Here is a 19,448-nt window from a genome sequence, read left to right as displayed (position 1 = left end):
CGATACAAATGACGATCAAAGATTTGAAAGAGGGACAGTCCGCAACCATCTGTACAGTTGGCGGTGATGGAGCACTGAGACAGCATTTCCTTGACATGGGCGTGATACCCGGTATTGAGGTTAAACTGATCAAATATGCACCAATGGGCGATCCTCTTGAAATTCGTATTCATGATTATGAACTGACGCTCCGACTGGCGGATGCTGAGCAGATCGAGGTATCAGATAAAAAATCAGATGAAGACGAACATAGGAAAGATAACAAAAAGGATAAAGCTTTAGTAGAGCATCCGGGACTTGGCGAAGGCGGAAAATATCATGTGAAAGCAGATGAACATCCGCTGCCGAAGGATGAGATCCTGACCTTTGCTCTGGTTGGTAATCAGAACTGTGGCAAGACGACATTATTTAACCAGTTGACAGGCTCGAATCAGCATGTAGGTAATTTCCCCGGAGTAACGGTTGATCGGAAAGAGGGAATGATCAAAGGATATCCGGACACAAGAGTAACCGACCTTCCGGGTGTATATTCTCTCTCGCCGTACAGCAGCGAAGAAATTGTAACCAGACAGTTTGTATTCGATGAAAAACCAAAGGGCATAATCAATATCGTGGATGCAACCAATATTGAGAGAAATCTCTATCTGACGATGCAACTGATGGAGCTTGATATACCGATGGTGCTGGCACTGAATATGATGGATGAAGTTCGTGAGAACGGAGGATCAATCCGTATTAACCAGCTGGAAAGTATGCTTGGAATTCCGGTTATTCCAATCTCTGCGATCAAGAATCAGGGTGTAGATGAATTGATCGAACATGCAGTTCATGTCGCCAGATATCAGGAGAGACCGGGCAGACAGGATTTCTGTGATCCGGAAGATCATGGTGGTTCGGTGCACCGGTGCCTGCATGGAATCATGCATCTGATCGAAGACCATGCAGAGAATGCGGGAATCCCGGTTCGTTTTGCTGCGGCGAAGGTGGCAGAAGGGGATGCAGAGATGGAAAAATCTCTGCATCTTGAACAGAATGAGACAGAGATGATAGAACACATTGTAAGCCAGATGGAAGAAGAACGTGGAATTGATCGTGCAGCAGCAATTGCAGACATGCGGTTCGATTTTATACAGCGGATCTGCAGACAAACGGTTGTCAAACCGGCAGAGAGTAAGGAGCGTATCAGAAGCCGGAGGATCGATGCGGTTCTTACGGGAAAGTATACCGCGATACCGACCTTTATATTGATCATGGGAGCGGTCTTCTTTCTGACCTTTAATGTGATCGGAGCGGTACTTCAGAATCTGCTGGAGAAAGGGATTGATTATCTGACAGCGCAGATGGATCAGCTTCTGACTGCATGGTCGGTGAACCCGGTGCTTCATTCACTTGTGATCGATGGTATCTTTAAGGGAGTTGGAAGTGTGCTGAGTTTTCTTCCGATCATAGTGGTGCTGTTCTTATTTCTTTCGTTATTGGAAGACAGTGGATATATGGCTCGTGTTGCTTTCGTCATGGACAAACCACTCAGAAAGATTGGGTTATCCGGAAGAAGTATTGTGCCGATGCTGGTTGGCTTCGGCTGTACGGTTCCCGGTATTATGGCGAGCCGTACCCTTCCGTCGGAGCGTGATCGTAAGATGACGATCCTGTTGACCCCGTTTATGAGCTGTTCTGCAAAGCTTCCGATCTATGCATTCTTTGCGGCAGCGTTTTTCCCAAAGTATAAAGCACTTGTTATGGTCGGGTTGTATGTTGTGGGAATACTGATAGGAATCCTTGTGGCGCTTATTATCAGAAAGACATTATTCAAGGGTGAGGCAGTTCCGTTTGTTATGGAGCTTCCAAACTACAGAATGCCGGCATTGAAAAATGTATTGCAGTTATTATGGGAAAAGGCAAAGGATTTCTTACAGCGGGCATTTACGGTTATCTTTGTGGCAACGATCGTGATCTGGTTCTTACAGAGCTTTGATCTGCACTTTAACCTGACGGCAGATTCACAGAACAGTATCCTTGCAGTTGTCGCAGGATTGATCGCACCGGTATTTGCACCGCTTGGTTTCGGAGACTGGCGGATATCGACGGCACTGATATCCGGATTTATGGCCAAGGAGAGTGTAGTATCAACATTGTCTGTGCTGACCGGAAGCATGGATGTTATCCATAAGATCCTGACACCGGCATCCGCTCTGTCATTGTTGATATTCTGTCTGCTGTATACTCCATGTGTAGCAGCCGTTTCTTCCGTAAAACGGGAACTTGGAAGCAAATGGGCACTGGTAGTTGTGGTCGGACAGTGTGTTGTTGCATGGATCATGGCGGCACTTGTCTATGCAATCTGTCTGTGTTTCTAAAACAAATATAAATTATAAAATACAGGCGTGATGATTATAAAAAAAATGTAAAAAAGTCATATCCGGTAAAGATTTTCTTTACTTTTTGATTAGGGATGGCTATAATACAAATTGACTGTGGAAGTTGGTAGTACAAACTAACCTCCATAGAATAATACTTAGAAAGAAAAGAGGATTTGTGTACAATGAAAAATATTGATTTAAGCAAGTATGGCATTACCGGAACTACAGAGATCGTTTACAACCCTTCATATGAAACACTTTTCGAGGAAGAGACTAAATCTACTCTTGAAGGATATGAAAAAGGACAGGAAACAGAGCTTGGCGCTGTTAATGTAATGACAGGTATTTATACAGGACGTTCACCTAAAGATAAGTATATTGTTGTTGATGAGAATTCAAAGGGCACTGTATGGTGGACAACAGATGGTTACAAGAACGATAATCATCCAATGACAGAAGAGACATGGGCATCCGTTAAGGATATTGCAAAGAAGGAACTTTCAAATAAGAAATTATTTGTAGTTGATGCTTTCTGTGGAGCAAACGCTGATACTCGTATGGCTATCCGTTTTATCGTAGAAGTAGCTTGGCAGGCACATTTCGTAACAAATATGTTCATCAAGCCAACTGCTGAAGAACTTGAGAACTTCGAGCCGGATTTCGTTGTTTACAACGCATCAAAGGCTAAAGTAGAAAACTATAAAGAACTTGGTCTTAACTCAGAGACATGTGTAGCATTCAACATCACAAGCCATGAGCAGGTTATCATCAATACATGGTACGGCGGAGAGATGAAGAAGGGTATGTTCTCAATGATGAACTACTACCTTCCACTTAAGGGAATGGCAGCTATGCACTGTTCAGCAAACACAGATATGAACGGTGAGAACACAGCTATCTTCTTCGGCCTTTCAGGAACAGGTAAGACAACACTTTCAACAGATCCTAAGCGTCTCCTGATCGGTGATGATGAGCACGGCTGGGATGACAACGGCGTATTCAACTTCGAAGGTGGCTGCTACGCAAAGGTTATCGACCTTGATAAGGATTCAGAGCCAGATATCTATAATGCGATCAGAAGAGATGCTCTTCTTGAGAACGTAACAGTAGATGCAAATGGTAAGATCGACTTCACAGATAAGAGCGTTACAGAGAATACTCGTGTATCTTATCCAATCGATCATATTAAGAACATCGTTCGTCCTATTTCATCAGCTCCTGCAGCAAAGAATGTTATCTTCCTTTCAGCAGATGCATTCGGAGTACTTCCTCCGGTATCTATTCTGACACCAGAGCAGACACAGTACTACTTCCTGTCAGGCTTCACAGCTAAGCTTGCCGGTACAGAGCGTGGAATCACAGAGCCGACACCTACATTCTCAGCATGTTTCGGACAGGCATTCCTTGAGTTACATCCTACAAAGTATGCTGAAGAGCTTGTTAAGAAGATGGAGAAGAGCGGAGCTAAGGCTTATCTTGTAAATACAGGATGGAACGGAACAGGCAAGCGTATCTCAATCAAGGATACAAGAGGTATCATCGATGCTATCCTTAGCGGTGCTATCCTTTCAGCTCCTACAAAGAAGATCCCTTACTTCAACTTTGAAGTACCTACAGAGCTTCCGGGTGTTGATCCGGCAATTCTTGATCCTCGTGACACATATGCAGATGCTTCTGCATGGGAGACAAAGGCATTAGATCTTGCTGACAGATTCATCAAGAACTTTGCTAAGTACGAGAGCAACGAAGCCGGTAAGGCATTAGTTGCAGCAGGTCCTCAGAAATAATATCTGAATGATCAGAATACAATATATGTTCGTGAGATACACCTGAGACATTATAACGTCAGGATATACTTCGGACAAAGAAGAACCGGGTGTGGGTTTCACATCCGGTTTTTCTTTGAAGCAGGGCATATCGTTCTTGCTAACTATATTGTGTCTGATATTATTTGAAGAAGAACGGAGAGTTGATTGAGATGAAAGTTGGGCAGAACAGACAGGCGGAACGGCAGATGTCGGAAGCGTTTATTACCAGTGTGTTTCTGGCGTTATCCGGTGGATTTCAGGATGCCTATACATATTTTACAAGAGATGAAGTGTTTTCGAATGCGCAGACAGGAAATGTAGTGCTGATGAGTCAGCATTTTATGATGGGTGAATGGCAGGCAGGACTTCGATATCTGTATCCGTTGTTTGCATTTGCATTTGGGGTGTTCTTTGCAGAACAGGTACAGGGACGGTTCAAATACGCAAAGAAGCTTCATTGGAGACAATCCATTTTGTTGATGGAGATTTTAATTTTGTTTTTTGTTGGATTTTTAACAGAAGGATGGAACATGCTGGCAACGGTATTAGTATCTTTTTCCTGTGCAATGCAGGTTCAGACATTCCGGAAAGTCAACGGACATTCTTATGCGAGTACGATGTGTATCGGAAATCTCAGAAGTGGTACAGCAGCCTTATCTGTATATTTAAGAGAAAAGAAGCCGGAGCAGTTAGAAATGTCACTGTATTATTTCGGTGTGATCCTGTTCTTTGCGGTCGGAGCCGGAATCGGAGGTGTTTTGTCGGTACATCTGGGCTTCCATGCTATCTGGGTATCCAGCGGATTGCTTCTTATCAGTTTCCTTCTGATGTTTAAGGATCGTCTTGAAAAAGATGTGCATGAGCTGGAGGGTGATCTGGAAGAAGATATTCAGAAACTTGGAACACAGCTCCGCGAAGAAATTAAGAAATAGATAAGAATAAAATAAAGAATATTCATTTTGTTATATTTATGAGATAATGAACGCAGAATTATTCGTTCTCAAGTGTGTTGATTATGTGGCATGCAGTAAGTATAGGATATGCAGAAAGAAATCTACAGAAAGTGAGGTGGCAACTATGCTTCAACAACAGAAGAAACAAATATGTGTGATATATTGTATCATATTGATATTAGCTGCCACCGTTTTTGGCATAGGTGATATAGAAAGTTCCAGAATGGAGCGGGGGCTTGAACAGAATAAATCTGTGCTTCGTGAAGTCCGGACGACATCAATTAATGAAATAGGAATACTTCCGACAGGAAGCGTTCTTCGTACAGTGTTTGAAACGCAGAGCCTGAAATCATTTCAATCAGAGAAAACAGTTGATCTGTGGATCCTGGTTTTACCGTTTCTGTTTACCTTATCCGGGTTCGTTTGTGATACCAGAAAATGGTGGGTGAAGATCGGCACACTGGTGCATGCATCTCAATGGTATCGAAGGCTTGAGTATATACATAAAAAGGACGGAAAGAAACTCCTGACTTCTTACATTTGAAAACCGAATATGTAAGAAGAAAAGGAGAATAATAAAATGGGTATGGATATATTTGCTATTGTTTTTGGCGTTGTTGCAATCGGTCTCGGAGGATTCTTTTTCATTAATGAGACATTTATTAAAAAAGAATCGGATAGCGATAAGATATCTGCAGATGCAGAGAAGAACAGCAGAGAATCATAAGCAGTATACTATTATATGGGATATTATAAGAAACAATAGCTGAGACAAAAAGCTGTCGGAATTGGTCATTTATTAACCGGTTTTGCCTGATATAATGCAGGTGAAAAGGAAGATATATGATGGATTCCGGCAGCTTTTTTCACGTATGCAGTATTTGTCGTAATTAACGCATTCCTGATATAAAATACTGGATTTTCTGTTTACAGTATGTTAAAATATTTGACATATATACTTAAAATCGACAAAAAATCTTGTTCGACTGGTATCAAATTCGTTGATATTTATACCGATCATCATTATTCCGCTTGCGGTCATGCTGCTGGTGAATCTGATCCATACGATCTCTTATGCAAAGAAGATTGCAAAAGAGGAAGAAGAGGCAGCCGTTCGGGAAATAGCAGAGCAGATAAAGAAAAAAGCTGTTAAGGATGAGCAGCAAAAGAATTAAGTAGCAAAAGAATTAAGCAGCAAAAAAATTAAGCAGATTATCAGTATAAGATATATATTTAAACCTGAAATAATAATAGTAAGCAGATGTAGAATGCACGGAAACAGAGGTATGAAGTTATGAAATATAAAAATTATGTATTTGATCTGTATGGAACTTTAGTCGATATTCATACAGATGAAGAAGCTCCGGCGGTATGGGAGCGATTGGCATATTTTTATAATTATTATGGAGCGGATTATACCGGAGAAGAGCTAAGAATTGCATACGATGCAATCATAAACGAGATGGAAGGTGTACTGCAGGGAGACAAACATGAGATGTATCCGGAGATACAGATTGAGAATGTATTTCGTAAATTGTTCCTCCGGAAAAATACAAAGCCGGATCATATGTTGGCAATCTACGCCGGTCAGTTTTTCCGTGTGCTGACAACGGAATACATAAGGCTGTATGATGGAGTCGGAGAATTACTTGATGAATTAAAACAGCGGGGGGCATGCTTATATTTGTTATCCAATGCACAACGGATCTTTACAGAATATGAGATGCGAGCGCTTCATATTTACGATTGTTTTGACTCCGTATATATATCTTCGGACTATTCCTGCAAGAAACCGGATGAGAAGTTTTACCGTATTATGATCAGGGATCAGGGACTGAATCCGAAAGAGACACTCATGATAGGAAATGATCCGAAATGTGATATCGAGGGTGCGGCTGCTGTGGGTTTTGACACCTGTTATATACATTCCAATATTTCACCGAAGGGGGTGGATTTTGAGACGATTAAAAGTACATTTCTGCTTCCGGAGACGAATTTGAAAAAATTAAAGCAGATTATATTGTAAACATTCAAAACAGTCAAAACATTTCTGTGTATTTTATGTAAAAACAGTCGAATGTACGAAAAGAAATACAATAAAAATGATAAGGATTGTTGAATTATAAAAAAAGATTCTGTATAATACCCTTAGAGTGTATTATATATTCACATAATATAAAATTGAAAGGAGAAAAAATTATTATGTTACAGAACCAGGAATGGGATTCATTCACAGGTAGACTCTGGAAAGAAGAATGCAATGTCAGAGACTTCATCCAGAACAACTACACAATGTACAACGGAGATGAGAGCTTCCTTGCCGGACCAACAGATGCTACTAACAAGCTCTGGGACAAGCTTCAGGCTCTTCAGAAAGCAGAAAGAGATAACGGCGGTGTATTAAAGGAGGATGCTGATGTTGTATCAAGCATCACAGCATACGGCCCTGGATATATTGATCCTGAGACAAAGGACCTTGAGCAGGTTGTTGGTCTTCAGACAGATGAACCACTTAAGAGAGCATTCATGCCTTATGGTGGTATTAAGATGGCTGAGGAAGCTCTGGAAATGTATGGTTACAAGCCAAACGAGAACTTCCACAAGATCTTCACAGATTATCACAAGACACATAACCAGGCAGTATTTGATGCCTATACACCAGAGATGAAAGCTGCACGTCATACACATATCGTAACAGGTCTTCCTGATACTTATGGACGTGGACGTATCGTAGGTGACTACAGAAGAGTTGCTCTTTACGGTATCGATCAGCTGATCGCTTGGAAAGAGGAAGATAAGGCTAACTGTGGCGATGGTAACATGTTTGATGATGTTATCCGTCAGAGAGAAGAACTTGCAGAACAGATCAGACGTCTGCAGGAGATGAAGGTTATGGCTCAGTCATATGGTTATGATATTTCTAAGCCAGCTTCAAACGCTAAGGAAGCTATCCAGTGGTTATACTTCGGATATCTTTCAGCTATCAAGACACAGAATGGTGCTGCTATGTCAGTTGGACGTGTATCAACATTCCTTGATATTTATATTGAGAGAGATATTAAGGCCGGAAAGCTTACAGAGGCTGAGGCTCAGGAGCTTATCGATCATTTCACAATGAAACTTCGTATGGTTAAGTTCGCAAGAATTAAGTCATACAACGAACTGTTCTCAGGTGACCCTGTATGGGCTACACTTGAAGTTGGTGGTATCGGTGTTGACGGACGTTCAATGGTTACAAAGAACGACTACAGATTCCTTCATACTCTTGAGAACATGGGACCAGCTCCAGAACCAAACCTTACAGTTCTTTATTCTTCAGCTCTTCAGGATGCATTCAAGAAGTATGCTGCTAAGATCTCAGTAAGAACAAGCTCAATCCAGTACGAGAATGATGATGTTATGAAGCCTATCTGGGGTGATGACTATTCAATCTGCTGCTGTGTATCAGCTACACAGACAGGTAAAGAGATGCAGTTCTTCGGAGCTCGTGCAAACCTTGCTAAGTGTCTCCTTTACGCTATCAACGGTGGTAAAGATGAGAAGTTCTTAGATAAGAAGACAGGCAAGCCAATGCAGGTTGGTCCTGAGTACGCTCCGATTACTTCAGAGTATCTTGACTATGATGAAGTTCTTGCTAAGTACAAGAAGATGCTTGACTGGTTAGCAGGACTTTATGTAAATATCCTGAACCTGATTCAGTACATGCATGATAAGTATTACTATGAGTCAGCAGAGATGGCACTTATCGATACAGATGTACGTCGTACATTTGCAACAGGTATTGCCGGATTCTCACACGTAATCGACTCACTGTCAGCTATCAAGTATGCTAAGGTTAAGGTTATTCGTAACGCAGAAACAGGTCTTGCAGAAGACTTTGAGATCGAGGGAGAATTCCCTAAATATGGTAATGATGATGACAGAGCTGATAACATCGGTGTATGGCTTCTTCATGAGTTCCTTACAGACATCAAGAAGAGACACACATATCGTAATTCAGAGCCTACAACATCTATCCTGACAATTACATCAAACGTAGTATATGGTAAGTACACAGGTAACCTTCCGGATGGAAGACGTGCTTGGACACCATTCGCACCAGGTGCTAACCCAAGTTACGGTGCAGAGACATCAGGACTTCTTGCTTCACTGAACTCAGTAGCTAAGATTCCTTATGAGTGGTCATTAGATGGTATCTCAAATACTCAGACAATGAACCCATCAGCACTCGGACATGACGAGGAAGAAAGAGCTGAGAAGCTTGTAAGCGCTATGGACGGATACTTCGATCAGGGTGCTCACCACTTAAATGTAAACGTATTCGGTAAGGATAAGCTCCTTGATGCAATGGAGAATCCGGATAAGCCAGAGTACGCTAACTTCACAATCCGTGTATCAGGATATGCTGTTAAGTTTATCTCACTTACACGTGAGCAGCAGCTCGACGTTATCAACAGAACATTCCATGACTCACTGTAAATCTTACACAGTCTGAATGTTTTAACAGATAAGTAAAAGATTGGAGTCCCGGGGAGTCTATCTCCGGGACTTTTTTACAGCATAAGGCAGACGGATTTTTATCCGTATATCATGTGCTTCGCACATTCTATGCATTTCGCAAAATCAGCATCCTTGCGAGCAAATAATTTTGCGTTCATTATATCATGTGCTTCGCACATTCTATGCATTTCGCAAAATCAGCATTCTTGCGAGCAAATAATTTTGCGTTCATTATATCATGTATGAAAATTGTGTATCAGAGAGAAAATAGAAAGAGGCTATGAAGCTGTGAGTGGTGGAAACAGATGCATAGTCGTGGTTGTTTAATGTGTATTTGTGTAAAATAATAGAAAGAACTTAGAGGTGGAACATGCCGGAAAAGAAACAGATTTTAGGATATATTCATTCAACAGAAAGCTTTGGAGCAGTCGATGGTCCGGGAATTCGATTTGTTGTATTTTTACAGGGATGCAAGATGAGATGTAAATATTGTCATAACCCTGAGACATGGAATCTTGTAACAGATTACAGCAGACTGTATGCTGACGATGTCAGCGATGATGAAAGAGAAGCACTTGAGAAAAAAATTGAAGAGAATACAAAACTGCTCAAAGATAAAGGTGTTAAGATCGAGGCCAGAACCCCGGAAGATCTGTTAAAGCAGGCACTTCGTTATAAGCCATACTGGAAAGGTCAGGGTGGTATCACTGTAAGCGGTGGTGAAGCATTACTTCAGATGGATTTCCTGATCGAATTTTTCAAGCTGGCAAAGGCGCAGGGTATCCATACTACGATCGATACGGCCGGAAATCCATTTACCAGAGAAGAACCGTTCTTCTCAAAGTTCAATGAACTGATGAGCCTTACAGATCTTTTTCTACTTGATATCAAACAGATCCATGATGATAAGCATCGTGAATTAACAGGATTCTCAAATCAGAATATTCTGGAGCTTGCACAGTATCTGTCCGATCAGGGCAAGCATATGTGGATCAGACATGTACTTGTTCCGGGAATTACGACAGATGAGGATGATCTGAAGAAGACAAAAGAATTTATAGATACTCTTAAAACAGTGGATAAGGTAGAGGTACTTCCATATCATAAGCTGGGTATTCAGGAGTGGGAGAGACTTGGAATTCCTTATAAATTAGAGGGAATCGATCCTCCAACAGAGGAGCAGCAGAAGCTGGCAAAGAGCATTCTTGAAAAATAGAGAATGAACAAAAACATCACACGGACGGTATATATATTTTATGAAGCAGACCTGTCCGAATGTCGGTCCTTAGCGATCCGCTATTAAGCGGGAGCTTAGTACCGTTACATGAGGATAGAACGAAAGTGTTCTGCGCAATAAAGATATATATACCGTCCGTGTGATGTTTTATGTCACGAACTTATATAATAAGAATGCTCTTTGCAAGCATGTTTTTAGAGTAGGCGGAAGGTCGACTTTTGAGTATCGATGATTCCGCCTTTTTTTAGTTTGCTGATTTCAGCGGACATGGCGGAGCGTTCTACACCGAGATAGTCTGCGAGTGCCTGACGATTGAAAGGAATAGTGAAGGTATCCGAATGATTCTGTTTTGCCTGGTCGGAGAGGTATGCCATTAATTTATCACGGGTTGTTTTCTCTGACATATAGCGTATTTTTTGGTTTAACGCAAGGTTTTTTCGGGCAATTTCGTGCAGCAGATTTCGGATCAGAGTGTTGTGAAAATCACAGGAATTCGAACAGGAGGTCAGAAGGTGGTGGCAGTCCAGAAGCAGAATATCACTGTCAGTCATGGCAAAGACGCTGATCGGTACAGTAGAAAGACCTGCGCAGGAGAAGGCTTCTGCAAACAGATCACCGGGTTGTAGATCTGTCATGACGCTTCGGTGCCCATAATAATCTTCCCGGATCACCTGCGCTGTTCCGGTAAGAATGATTCCGATAAAGCGTGCCGGATCGCCCTCTACGAATATGGGATTCCCTTTTTTTACATGAATATGGTTTCCGTCCAGACATGTAAGCATAGCCGGCAGATCCTGTTCATCGATGCCGGTAAACAGGCGGCAGGCTGACAGGGTATCAATATAGGATGTAAGATCGTGTTTGTTCATAAAATTTCCATTTCCTTAAATGTTGTTTTGTTGGAAATCCAACATACATTTTGAAATAAGTATATTAGAATAAGCACATAAAATCAAGAACCTGATTGACAGTTAAGTGATGAAAGTAAGCTGCGATGTATAATGTCGATCAAAGAAGCGACAGATATAACAGCAAATATCATAGAATGATCAGGTATCGGGTATTCAGGAGGAAAAACGATGATTCGCAGGATTATAGAAATTAATGAAGAAAAGTGTAACGGCTGTGGGGCATGTGCATCGGCATGCCATGAGGGCGCAATCGGGATGGTGAATGGAAAGGCAAAGCTGCTTCGTGATGATTATTGTGACGGACTGGGAGACTGTCTTCCTACCTGTCCGACCGGAGCCATTACATTTGTTGAACGTGAAGCAGCGGACTATGATGAGGCAGCGGTATTGGCGGCAAAAGCTGAGAAGGCAGTAAATGGAGCAGGCAGTCCGTCAGGAGAACCACTACCATGTGGTTGTCCGGGTACGGCTATGAAGACATTTAGCAGAGACCGGTATGACAAAAAGACAAGAACTGTTGAAGCAGGGAGTAAGACTGTGCAAAATGGTGAAGTATCACCTGAGCTTGTACAGCAGTTAGCATCGATGATGGGACAGCAGGAGTCAGAGCTGCGCCAGTGGCCGGTACAGATCAAGCTTGTTCCGGTGACAGCCCCTTGGTTTGATGGAGCAAAGCTGCTTGTTGCGGCGGATTGTACAGCGTATGCATATGCAAATTTCCATCGGGATTTTATTAAGGAACATATCACTTTGGTTGGCTGTCCGAAGCTTGACATGATAGATTATTCTGCAAAGCTGACAGAGATCATCCGGAATAATAATATCCGGAGCGTTACGGTTGTGAGAATGGAGGTCCCGTGTTGTGGTGGTATTGAGATGGCTGTAAAAAATGCTCTTCAGAACAGCGGCAAATTCCTTCCGTGGAATGTGGTTACAATTTCAACAGATGGAAAGATTATGTAAGTAAAATAAATGTATATTGTATTACTGTTGTTCCTGTAAGATCACGTGGGATAGAAGACACAGATTTTGCAGGAATATATGTCAGGTGATAGAAAAATAAAAGAGAAGAAGGCTTCGGGTGTCAGAAATTATAAGGTAAAGAGCGTGACCGGAAAATAATACTTGACATTTTGGTTAGAAACGTCTAACATAACATGTGTTATGATGAATGATCAGGAAAACACAATAGAGAAAATCAAACAGACAGCATTAGACGAATTCTTCATACATGGCTATAATAAAGCAAGTCTTCGAATGATCTGCAGCCGGGCAGGAGTTACAACCGGTGCAATGTATTTTTATTTTAAGAATAAAGAAGCGTTGTTCCGGGAGATTTTTGAACCACTGGTTGTGCAGTATGAAGAATTGCTTGTCAGATATATGGAGTTAGAGCTTGCAGAGCCGGAGATTGGTACGCAGTTAGATGTTCAGATGATGCGATTTATTCTGGAACACCGAAAAGAAGCGGTGGTCATTCTGGAGAAGACGCAAGGAAGCTGTTATGAAATGTATCGTTCCAAGGTAGAAGAACTGATGGAGCAGTCGATATATACATTTTATAAGAGCCGGATGGAATGTGAGCCGGATGAGAAGCTTGTAAAGATACTGGCCAAGATCCGTTTGGATGGATGTCTGGAGATTATTAAAGGAAATTATAGTATGGAAGATAGTTTGTATCTGGTTGAGAAGATTGGGATCTACTCGATGGGTGGAACAGATAAATTAATACAGAATCTAAGAGAGCCTCACAGCATGTGATATGTAGCTGTGGGGTTCTTTTTTTACAACATAACAAAAAATAACATTTGTTATGTAAATGCAGAAAAGGAGAATAAAACAATGAGTGAAGGAAAAGCAATGCAGACAGAAAATCAGAATAAGACAAAGGTCAGTGTACAGGGTGTACCGGAGACAATGCTGCAGACTTTATTTGCAAGAGCAGCAGAATCCAGAAAAGAAAATCACAATATCTATGATGAGAAAGCAATCGAGATCGTATCCCGGTTAGATTATGATTTCTCAAAGGCGGAATCCGATAAACTGATGAGCAGCGGTGTAATTGCAAGAACGATCGTACTGGATCGTCTGGTAAATGATTATCTGACCAAGCATCCGGATGCCATTGTTGTAAATATTGCCTGTGGACTGGATACCCGGTGTTACCGGATGAAGGGAAAGTATCAACGTTGGTACAATATTGATCTTCCGGAGACCATGGATATTCGAAGTCGTTTCCTTGAGGAGAATGGCCCTGTTTACCAGATCGCTAAGTCTGCAACAGATCCATCGTATACGTTGGATATCGAGTATCATGGAGAACCGGTTTTGGTGGTCATAGAAGGGCTTACGATGTATTTAACGGAGCAGGATGTGCGTAAGATGTTTGAGATTATTGATCAGACATTTACACAGGCAAAGGTTCTGGTTGAGGTAATGGCACCATTTGTTGTGAAGCATATGAAAGAGAAGTCCATAGAGGGAAGCCGGGCGAAATTCATCTGGGGTGTGAAAAGCGGAAAAGCATTTCAGAGTGTGGCGCATTCTTTCCTGAGTGAAAAAGATATCAGTCTGGTAGAGGGGATGAAGGAATTCGTTCCTGTATATAAGGTGCTTGGAAAGATTCCGGCTGTAAGGAATTTTTCAAACAAGATTCTGGTACTGAATAAACGATAAGAGTTGAATTTAACGGATTTGGTAAATTGCCGGCGTTTGTGATACGCATAGGTGTTGCCATACTGCCTCAAAAATAGTAAGATAAACTCAGATTTTGTCTGAATATTGGAGGTTTACTATGAATGAGACAGTCATGATCAATGCATATATAGTCATATCAATTATTATTGCTGCTACAGATATATTATTAGCGGTAAAATCTTTTAAAAAGAATAAAACAACAGGTAGATTTCTGGGGTTTGCCTGTGTGGGTGCGGCTATTGTAGATATTAGTTATCTGATCAGTATCATAAGTGATTCCTATATGTGTATGGCGGCTATGTCGAGTATATATTTTATAAGTATAGATTTTATGCTTGTCTCTCTTTTAATTTTCATGGTTTATTTCACAAAAGGAAAGTTTTCCGGATATGGGAAATGGATGGTAGCATTCTGCTTTTTATATTGTATATATGAATTGATCGTGTTTGCAGTTAATCCATTTATGGAAATTGCAATTGAATATAAACCACGGGATACGCTGATTGCAAAGTATAGCTATCAGATGAAGCCCTTGTATGAGCTCCATCTGATATTTTCGTATGTAATGGTGTTATTGGTGGTAGGTTTATTGATTCGGAAGATTTGCAAGATTCCGCATGAATATCGTTGGCAGTATTTAAGTGTTATCATAGGAATTCTTATTATTGTAGGGTCAAATGCGATCTTTTTATTTTTACCGGGCGAATCTGTAGTGAATTTACTGGACTATTCGATCGGAGGATACAGTGTAGTATCATTTATTATTTATTGGAGCTGCTTTGATTATTCCACACATGGGATGTTGAATAAATTGAAGACAAGTATATTTGAAAATATAGGGCAGGGCATCGTTTTGTTTGATGATGACGAGCACCTGATTCTGCATAATGAAAGAGCTGATTTTTTCCTGGGAGAAGAACTGTTGACCGGATGTAAAGATCTTCAGAGTTTTCTGGATGTATATGGATTGTCGTTTGATCCGGAATCAGATGACGACAGCTTTTCCCTGCAATGCTATGTTAAGTTGGAAACGGAAGAAAAAACATTGCGGTGTGATGTAAAGAAGCTTGAAAATAAAAACGGCCATAAGATTGGTCAGATGTTTGTATTTACAGATATCGCACTTGAGACGGATATGCTTACAGGATTTCAGAAATGGGAAAATTTCAAACAGCTTGCATTGGAAAAAAATGATCATTTTACGTTCCCGGTAGGAATTGCTGTATGTGATATTAACAGTTTGTCTGTTATCAACAGCACACTTGGAAAAAAAGCAGGGGATCAGAAGATCCGGTTGTTGTCGGAAAATATGAGAACCTGTTTTCCTGAAAGGGCATATTATGTCAGAGGAACCGAGGCACATCTTATAGCACTGTGTAGCCGAAGCAGTGAAGATGAGATGGCAGTATGTGCCGGAAAACTTAAGGAGAAGTTCGACGGAAGTATTCAGTACGCAGTCAGTGTAGTAGAAGATGAGACACACAGTATAGTGGAAAGCATTCGAAATACAACTAAAGCTATGCGTACAAAGAAATTAGTAGACAGCAAATCCATTCATTCGGATATGCTGGCATCTCTGATACGGGCACTTGAGGAATGTGACAGTGATACGGAGCATCATGTTCGCCGTACACAGATTATGGGTGCAGAGCTTGGTAAACGTATAGAGTTATCCGATATACAGCAAAGCCGCTTGTCCCTTCTCTGTCTGCTTCATGATATCGGAAAGATCGGTGTTCCGATGGAGATATTGAACAAACCGGGAAAACTTACCGATGAAGAATGGAAGATCATGCGTTCACATGTTGAAAAGGGCTACGATATTGCAAACAGTAATGTAGAATTGAAGCAGATCGCAGAGGAAATCAGACATCATCATGAAAGATGGGATGGAAAGGGCTATCCGGACGGACTGAGCAGGGAGAGTATACCTGTACTGTCACGTGTAATTGCTGTTGTTGATGCATTTGATGCGATGGTAAGTGACCGTCCATATAGAAATGGAATGCCTGTATCCGATGCACTTGAAGAATTAAAAAAATGCGCCGGAACACAATTTGATCCGTTTATTGTTTCCGAGTTTATTCAAATGATATCAGAGAATTATTCTGATACCGTAAAGGGAGTTCATAAGTTCAGGCAGGAGAAGGAAAAGCCTCAACACAAACAAGTGGCAAAACCGGAGGATAACAGTACACTTCAGGAAGCATTCTGTGTACATACAGTGCAATGCAGCAGATATTTGCTGGATGGTTCATGGAATATTTTGTCTGTGGATGATAATTTCGAGAAGCTGACAGGTTATTCCGGTGAGGATGTAGAAAAAAATTCCATGAATCAGATGGATCTGATCCCTGAAGCTGATCGGACAGAATATTTGTGCCGGACAAATGCCAATCTGGCTAAGAGTACATATGTATTGCAGGAACACAGACTCCATCGAAAGGATGGAAAGGATATTTATGTCTTTTGCTATGGACGTGTCTTTTACGATTCGGCAGTTAAACAGGATCGTGCAGAGATTATTATTTCAGACGTATCGAGTACTTATTCCATGAAGATCCTGACAGATGCAGAGCAGAATAAGGCGGAAGTCAGATTGCGGAATTGGGAGAATACATATCGCACAGATTCCCTGACGGGCCTTTTGAACCATGCGGCTTTTCGGAATGATATGGAGATGAAGCTGTTATCAGGTGATTTTAATGCAATGATGATCATGATAGATGTTGATAGATTTAAGCAATATAATGATACCTATGGTCATCATAATGGTGATAAATATCTGATCTTAGTCGCCCAGACATTGCTTGCGTCTTTACGAAATGAAGATTTTGCCAGTCGTATGGGTGGGGACGAATTTGCGGTAATGATGTTCTTCAATAAGAGTGTGCCGGAGAAGGCGATCAAAGAACATGCCCAGCAGATATTTGACAAAGTAAATCTGACAGTAAAATCTGCAGAGGGAGGTACCGGCATCTCTATGGGCGCAGTCATCGCTAAGTCAGAAGCAACCTTTAACCGGTTATATGAGGAAGCAGATAATGCATTATACGAGGCGAAGGAAAGCGGAAGAGGCAGACTGGTCGTGAAGGAGCATGGGGAAAAATAATATAGTATTTATGTTTATAGATGGCATTCTAACAGGAAGTGTTAGGATGCCATAAGAAGTTTGGAGAATTTTGATGACAAAAGAGGAATGGTATAAGCAGCTATTTGAGAGACTTGGTAATTCCAAGTTCCGAAGCAGCTTTCATTTAAAGCAGAAGGATATTGATTACATAAATGAAAAAGGACTGGATACTATAAGACAGCATGCGCAGGACTTTATTGCAAAGCGGGAAGCTCCGGCGGTTATTCCAAACGATGGAAAACAGACGCCGATGAAAGGGCATCCGGTATTTATCGCACAGCATGCAACTGCAACCTGCTGCAGGGAGTGCATCCGAAAATGGCATAAGATACAGCCGGGCAGGGAATTAAGCCAGATACAGCAGGAGTACCTTGTGGATGTGATCATGACCTGGATTCAGAGAGAGATGGAGAGGAATAAGGATTAGATAGGTAAAAATAATATTTCTTTAATTGGGATAGAATACTATGAGATAATTTGCTTAATTTGTTGACTATTCCCTTAATTAACACTATTATTTAAGGAAAAGAAAGGAGAAGTAAGGGAATGCGAAACTTCAATTATTCTGCAATTAAATATCAGAAATGGGATTCAGAGATTTTAGGGTTAATTGCTGCTATTTATAAAGAAGCTGGAAAACAGGAGATGTATTTGAAGCAGCGTCCAGAGGAACTTGATAAACTTGTAGAGATTGCAAAAATACAAAGTACCGAGGCATCTAATGCTATTGAAGGCATTGTTACGACGAGTACCAGAATTCGTCAGCTTGTTGAAGAAAAGACAACACCTAAGAACCGGGATGAGCAGGAAATTGCGGGTTATCGTGATGTGCTGAATGTTATTCATGATAGCTTTGATGCGATTCCTATTACAAAAAATTATATTTTGCAACTGCACAAGATGTTATATAGCCATATGAACAATCCGCTTGCAGGGCAAACAAAGAATGTACAGAATTATATTAGTGCTACTTATCCGGATGGACATGTCGAAGTGCTGTTTACACCACTTGCTCCATTTGAAACACAGGAGGCACTCGACAGAATCTGTGAGGAATACAATCGTGTCATAGGAAATATGGAATTGGAGCCACTTATTGCCATTTCTGTTTTTATACATGATTTTCTATGCATTCATCCTTTCAATGACGGAAATGGAAGAATGAGCCGTCTGCTCACTACATTACTGCTGTATCGGAGTGGATTCTATGTTGGAAAGTATGTCTCATTGGAAGCAAAGATTGCCAAGAATAAAGACCTGTACTATGAGGCTCTTGCTGCGGCTCAGCCGGGCTGGCATGATGGAACAGAAGATGTAGTGCCATTTATCAAATATTTACTTGGAACCATCCTTGCTGCCTATAAAGATTTTGAAGACAGAATGGCGTTGGTTGAAATAAAACTACCTGCACTTGAAATGGTACGGAGAGCAAGTCATAATAAAATTGGACGTTTCAATAAGCAGGATATACGGGAGCTATGCCCTACCCTCAGTGACAGTTCTATTGAAGGTGCACTGCGAAAATTGGTTGCATCAGGAGAATTGAGGAAAGAAGGAAAAGGAAAAAATACCTGCTATTTTGGGGTGAGGTAGGTGGTTGATTTTTTGTAAATATGAATTGGGGTAAGGGGTGGATTCATAACAGGATTTTGTCTGAATACTGTTTGGGTGGTGTTTAAAAAAGGCGGATATAAAAAAGTATTACACTTTTTGGAATGCCTGTTGGACTACGATTCCTCAAACATAGTGATATTACAATAAATCTGAAGCAAATTTCAATGAAAACACATCTGAGGTAATCTTTATAGGCTAACAGATTCTAAACCAAAATCGGTTGAAATTCTTATAT

The 19,448-nt window shown here is 41.0% G+C and carries 16 protein-coding genes; 15 read left to right on the top strand and 1 reads right to left on the bottom strand.

Annotation, left to right across the window (positions count from 1 at the left end):
* Window positions 1-8: 8 nt before the first annotated feature.
* From feoB to GT641_RS04920, 9 genes are all read left to right on the top strand, one after another.
* Window positions 9-2,357 carry a ferrous iron transport protein B gene (gene feoB / locus GT641_RS04960; protein WP_161116953.1) on the top strand — a complete coding sequence of 783 codons (2,349 nt, stop codon included), beginning with the start codon at window positions 9-11 and terminating at the stop codon, window positions 2,355-2,357.
* 185 nt (window positions 2,358-2,542) lie between these two features.
* A complete protein-coding gene (gene pckA / locus GT641_RS04955) occupies window positions 2,543-4,147 on the top strand; it encodes a phosphoenolpyruvate carboxykinase (ATP) (RefSeq protein ID WP_008401912.1) in 1,605 nt (534 codons plus the stop codon).
* A 191-nt stretch (window positions 4,148-4,338) separates the two neighbouring features.
* Window positions 4,339-5,100 carry a YoaK family protein gene (locus GT641_RS04950; protein ID WP_192919800.1) on the top strand — a complete coding sequence of 254 codons (762 nt, stop codon included), beginning with the start codon at window positions 4,339-4,341 and terminating at the stop codon, window positions 5,098-5,100.
* Between the two features lie 145 nt (window positions 5,101-5,245).
* Window positions 5,246-5,665: a hypothetical protein gene (locus GT641_RS04945; protein ID WP_021944113.1), complete on the top strand. Its 420-nt coding sequence runs from the start codon at window positions 5,246-5,248 to the stop codon at window positions 5,663-5,665.
* A 36-nt stretch (window positions 5,666-5,701) separates the two neighbouring features.
* On the top strand, window positions 5,702-5,848 hold the full coding sequence (locus GT641_RS04940) for a hypothetical protein (protein ID WP_008401909.1): 147 nt from the start codon (window positions 5,702-5,704) through the stop codon (window positions 5,846-5,848).
* A 274-nt stretch (window positions 5,849-6,122) separates the two neighbouring features.
* Window positions 6,123-6,296, top strand: coding sequence for a hypothetical protein (locus tag GT641_RS04935; protein WP_156782872.1), 174 nt, complete (start codon window positions 6,123-6,125; stop codon window positions 6,294-6,296).
* Between the two features lie 119 nt (window positions 6,297-6,415).
* Window positions 6,416-7,147, top strand: coding sequence for an HAD family hydrolase (locus tag GT641_RS04930; RefSeq protein WP_008401907.1), 732 nt, complete (start codon window positions 6,416-6,418; stop codon window positions 7,145-7,147).
* A gap of 176 nt (window positions 7,148-7,323) precedes the next feature.
* The gene (pflB, locus tag GT641_RS04925; RefSeq protein ID WP_008401906.1) at window positions 7,324-9,600 is read left to right on the top strand and encodes a formate C-acetyltransferase; all 2,277 of its coding nucleotides are present in this window, start codon (window positions 7,324-7,326) and stop codon (window positions 9,598-9,600) included.
* A 391-nt stretch (window positions 9,601-9,991) separates the two neighbouring features.
* Complete coding sequence (locus GT641_RS04920) at window positions 9,992-10,837, top strand: radical SAM protein (RefSeq protein ID WP_008401904.1); 846 nt, start codon at window positions 9,992-9,994, stop codon at window positions 10,835-10,837.
* 215 nt (window positions 10,838-11,052) lie between these two features.
* Here the strand turns inward: GT641_RS04920 and GT641_RS04915 are convergent, their stop codons facing one another.
* The gene (locus GT641_RS04915; protein WP_119963428.1) at window positions 11,053-11,727 is read right to left on the bottom strand and encodes a Crp/Fnr family transcriptional regulator; all 675 of its coding nucleotides are present in this window, start codon (window positions 11,725-11,727) and stop codon (window positions 11,053-11,055) included.
* A gap of 210 nt (window positions 11,728-11,937) precedes the next feature.
* Here GT641_RS04915 and GT641_RS04910 point away from each other — a divergent pair, with 210 nt between their 5' ends.
* The 6 genes from GT641_RS04910 to GT641_RS04885 all read left to right on the top strand — a co-directional run bounded on the left by GT641_RS04910 (window position 11,938) and on the right by GT641_RS04885 (window position 19,192).
* Window positions 11,938-12,732, top strand: a complete 795-nt coding sequence (locus GT641_RS04910; protein ID WP_161116952.1) for a 4Fe-4S binding protein — start codon at window positions 11,938-11,940, stop codon at window positions 12,730-12,732.
* A gap of 201 nt (window positions 12,733-12,933) precedes the next feature.
* The gene (locus tag GT641_RS04905) at window positions 12,934-13,530 is read left to right on the top strand and encodes a TetR/AcrR family transcriptional regulator (protein WP_008401900.1); all 597 of its coding nucleotides are present in this window, start codon (window positions 12,934-12,936) and stop codon (window positions 13,528-13,530) included.
* Between the two features lie 81 nt (window positions 13,531-13,611).
* Window positions 13,612-14,445 (top strand): class I SAM-dependent methyltransferase, encoded by an 834-nt coding sequence (locus GT641_RS04900; protein ID WP_243143694.1) that lies wholly within the window; start codon window positions 13,612-13,614, stop codon window positions 14,443-14,445.
* A 118-nt stretch (window positions 14,446-14,563) separates the two neighbouring features.
* Window positions 14,564-17,578 carry a diguanylate cyclase gene (locus tag GT641_RS04895; protein WP_161116951.1) on the top strand — a complete coding sequence of 1,005 codons (3,015 nt, stop codon included), beginning with the start codon at window positions 14,564-14,566 and terminating at the stop codon, window positions 17,576-17,578.
* 73 nt (window positions 17,579-17,651) lie between these two features.
* Entirely contained in the window at window positions 17,652-18,026 is a 375-nt protein-coding gene (locus GT641_RS04890; RefSeq protein ID WP_161116950.1) for a DUF4186 domain-containing protein, read from the top strand.
* Between the two features lie 119 nt (window positions 18,027-18,145).
* Window positions 18,146-19,192: a Fic family protein gene (locus tag GT641_RS04885; protein ID WP_118484286.1), complete on the top strand. Its 1,047-nt coding sequence runs from the start codon at window positions 18,146-18,148 to the stop codon at window positions 19,190-19,192.
* Window positions 19,193-19,448: the final 256 nt, after the last annotated feature.

Source organism: Clostridium sp. BIOML-A1 (genome assembly GCF_009874105.1).
GTDB lineage: Bacteria > Bacillota > Clostridia > Lachnospirales > Lachnospiraceae > Coprococcus.
The sequence above is the reverse complement of the archived record's forward strand: the minus strand, read 5'-3'. Positions and strand labels throughout refer to the sequence as shown.

Bases quoted from the DNA above. Each gene is read 5' to 3' on its own strand.
- GT641_RS04950 (WP_192919800.1), top strand. From the start codon at position 4,339: ATGAAAGTTGGGCAGAACAGACAGGCGGAACGGCAGATGTCGGAAGCG.
- GT641_RS04915 (WP_119963428.1), bottom strand. From the start codon at position 11,727: ATGAACAAACACGATCTTACATCCTATATTGATACCCTGTCAGCCTGC.
- GT641_RS04885 (WP_118484286.1), top strand. From the start codon at position 18,146: ATGCGAAACTTCAATTATTCTGCAATTAAATATCAGAAATGGGATTCA.
- GT641_RS04890 (WP_161116950.1), top strand. From the start codon at position 17,652: ATGACAAAAGAGGAATGGTATAAGCAGCTATTTGAGAGACTTGGTAAT.
- GT641_RS04895 (WP_161116951.1), top strand. From the start codon at position 14,564: ATGAATGAGACAGTCATGATCAATGCATATATAGTCATATCAATTATT.
- GT641_RS04920 (WP_008401904.1), top strand. From the start codon at position 9,992: ATGCCGGAAAAGAAACAGATTTTAGGATATATTCATTCAACAGAAAGC.
- GT641_RS04940 (WP_008401909.1), top strand. From the start codon at position 5,702: ATGGGTATGGATATATTTGCTATTGTTTTTGGCGTTGTTGCAATCGGT.
- feoB (WP_161116953.1), top strand. From the start codon at position 9: ATGACGATCAAAGATTTGAAAGAGGGACAGTCCGCAACCATCTGTACA.
- GT641_RS04905 (WP_008401900.1), top strand. From the start codon at position 12,934: ATGATGAATGATCAGGAAAACACAATAGAGAAAATCAAACAGACAGCA.
- GT641_RS04910 (WP_161116952.1), top strand. From the start codon at position 11,938: ATGATTCGCAGGATTATAGAAATTAATGAAGAAAAGTGTAACGGCTGT.
- pflB (WP_008401906.1), top strand. From the start codon at position 7,324: ATGTTACAGAACCAGGAATGGGATTCATTCACAGGTAGACTCTGGAAA.
- GT641_RS04945 (WP_021944113.1), top strand. From the start codon at position 5,246: ATGCTTCAACAACAGAAGAAACAAATATGTGTGATATATTGTATCATA.
- pckA (WP_008401912.1), top strand. From the start codon at position 2,543: ATGAAAAATATTGATTTAAGCAAGTATGGCATTACCGGAACTACAGAG.
- GT641_RS04900 (WP_243143694.1), top strand. From the start codon at position 13,612: ATGAGTGAAGGAAAAGCAATGCAGACAGAAAATCAGAATAAGACAAAG.
- GT641_RS04930 (WP_008401907.1), top strand. From the start codon at position 6,416: ATGAAATATAAAAATTATGTATTTGATCTGTATGGAACTTTAGTCGAT.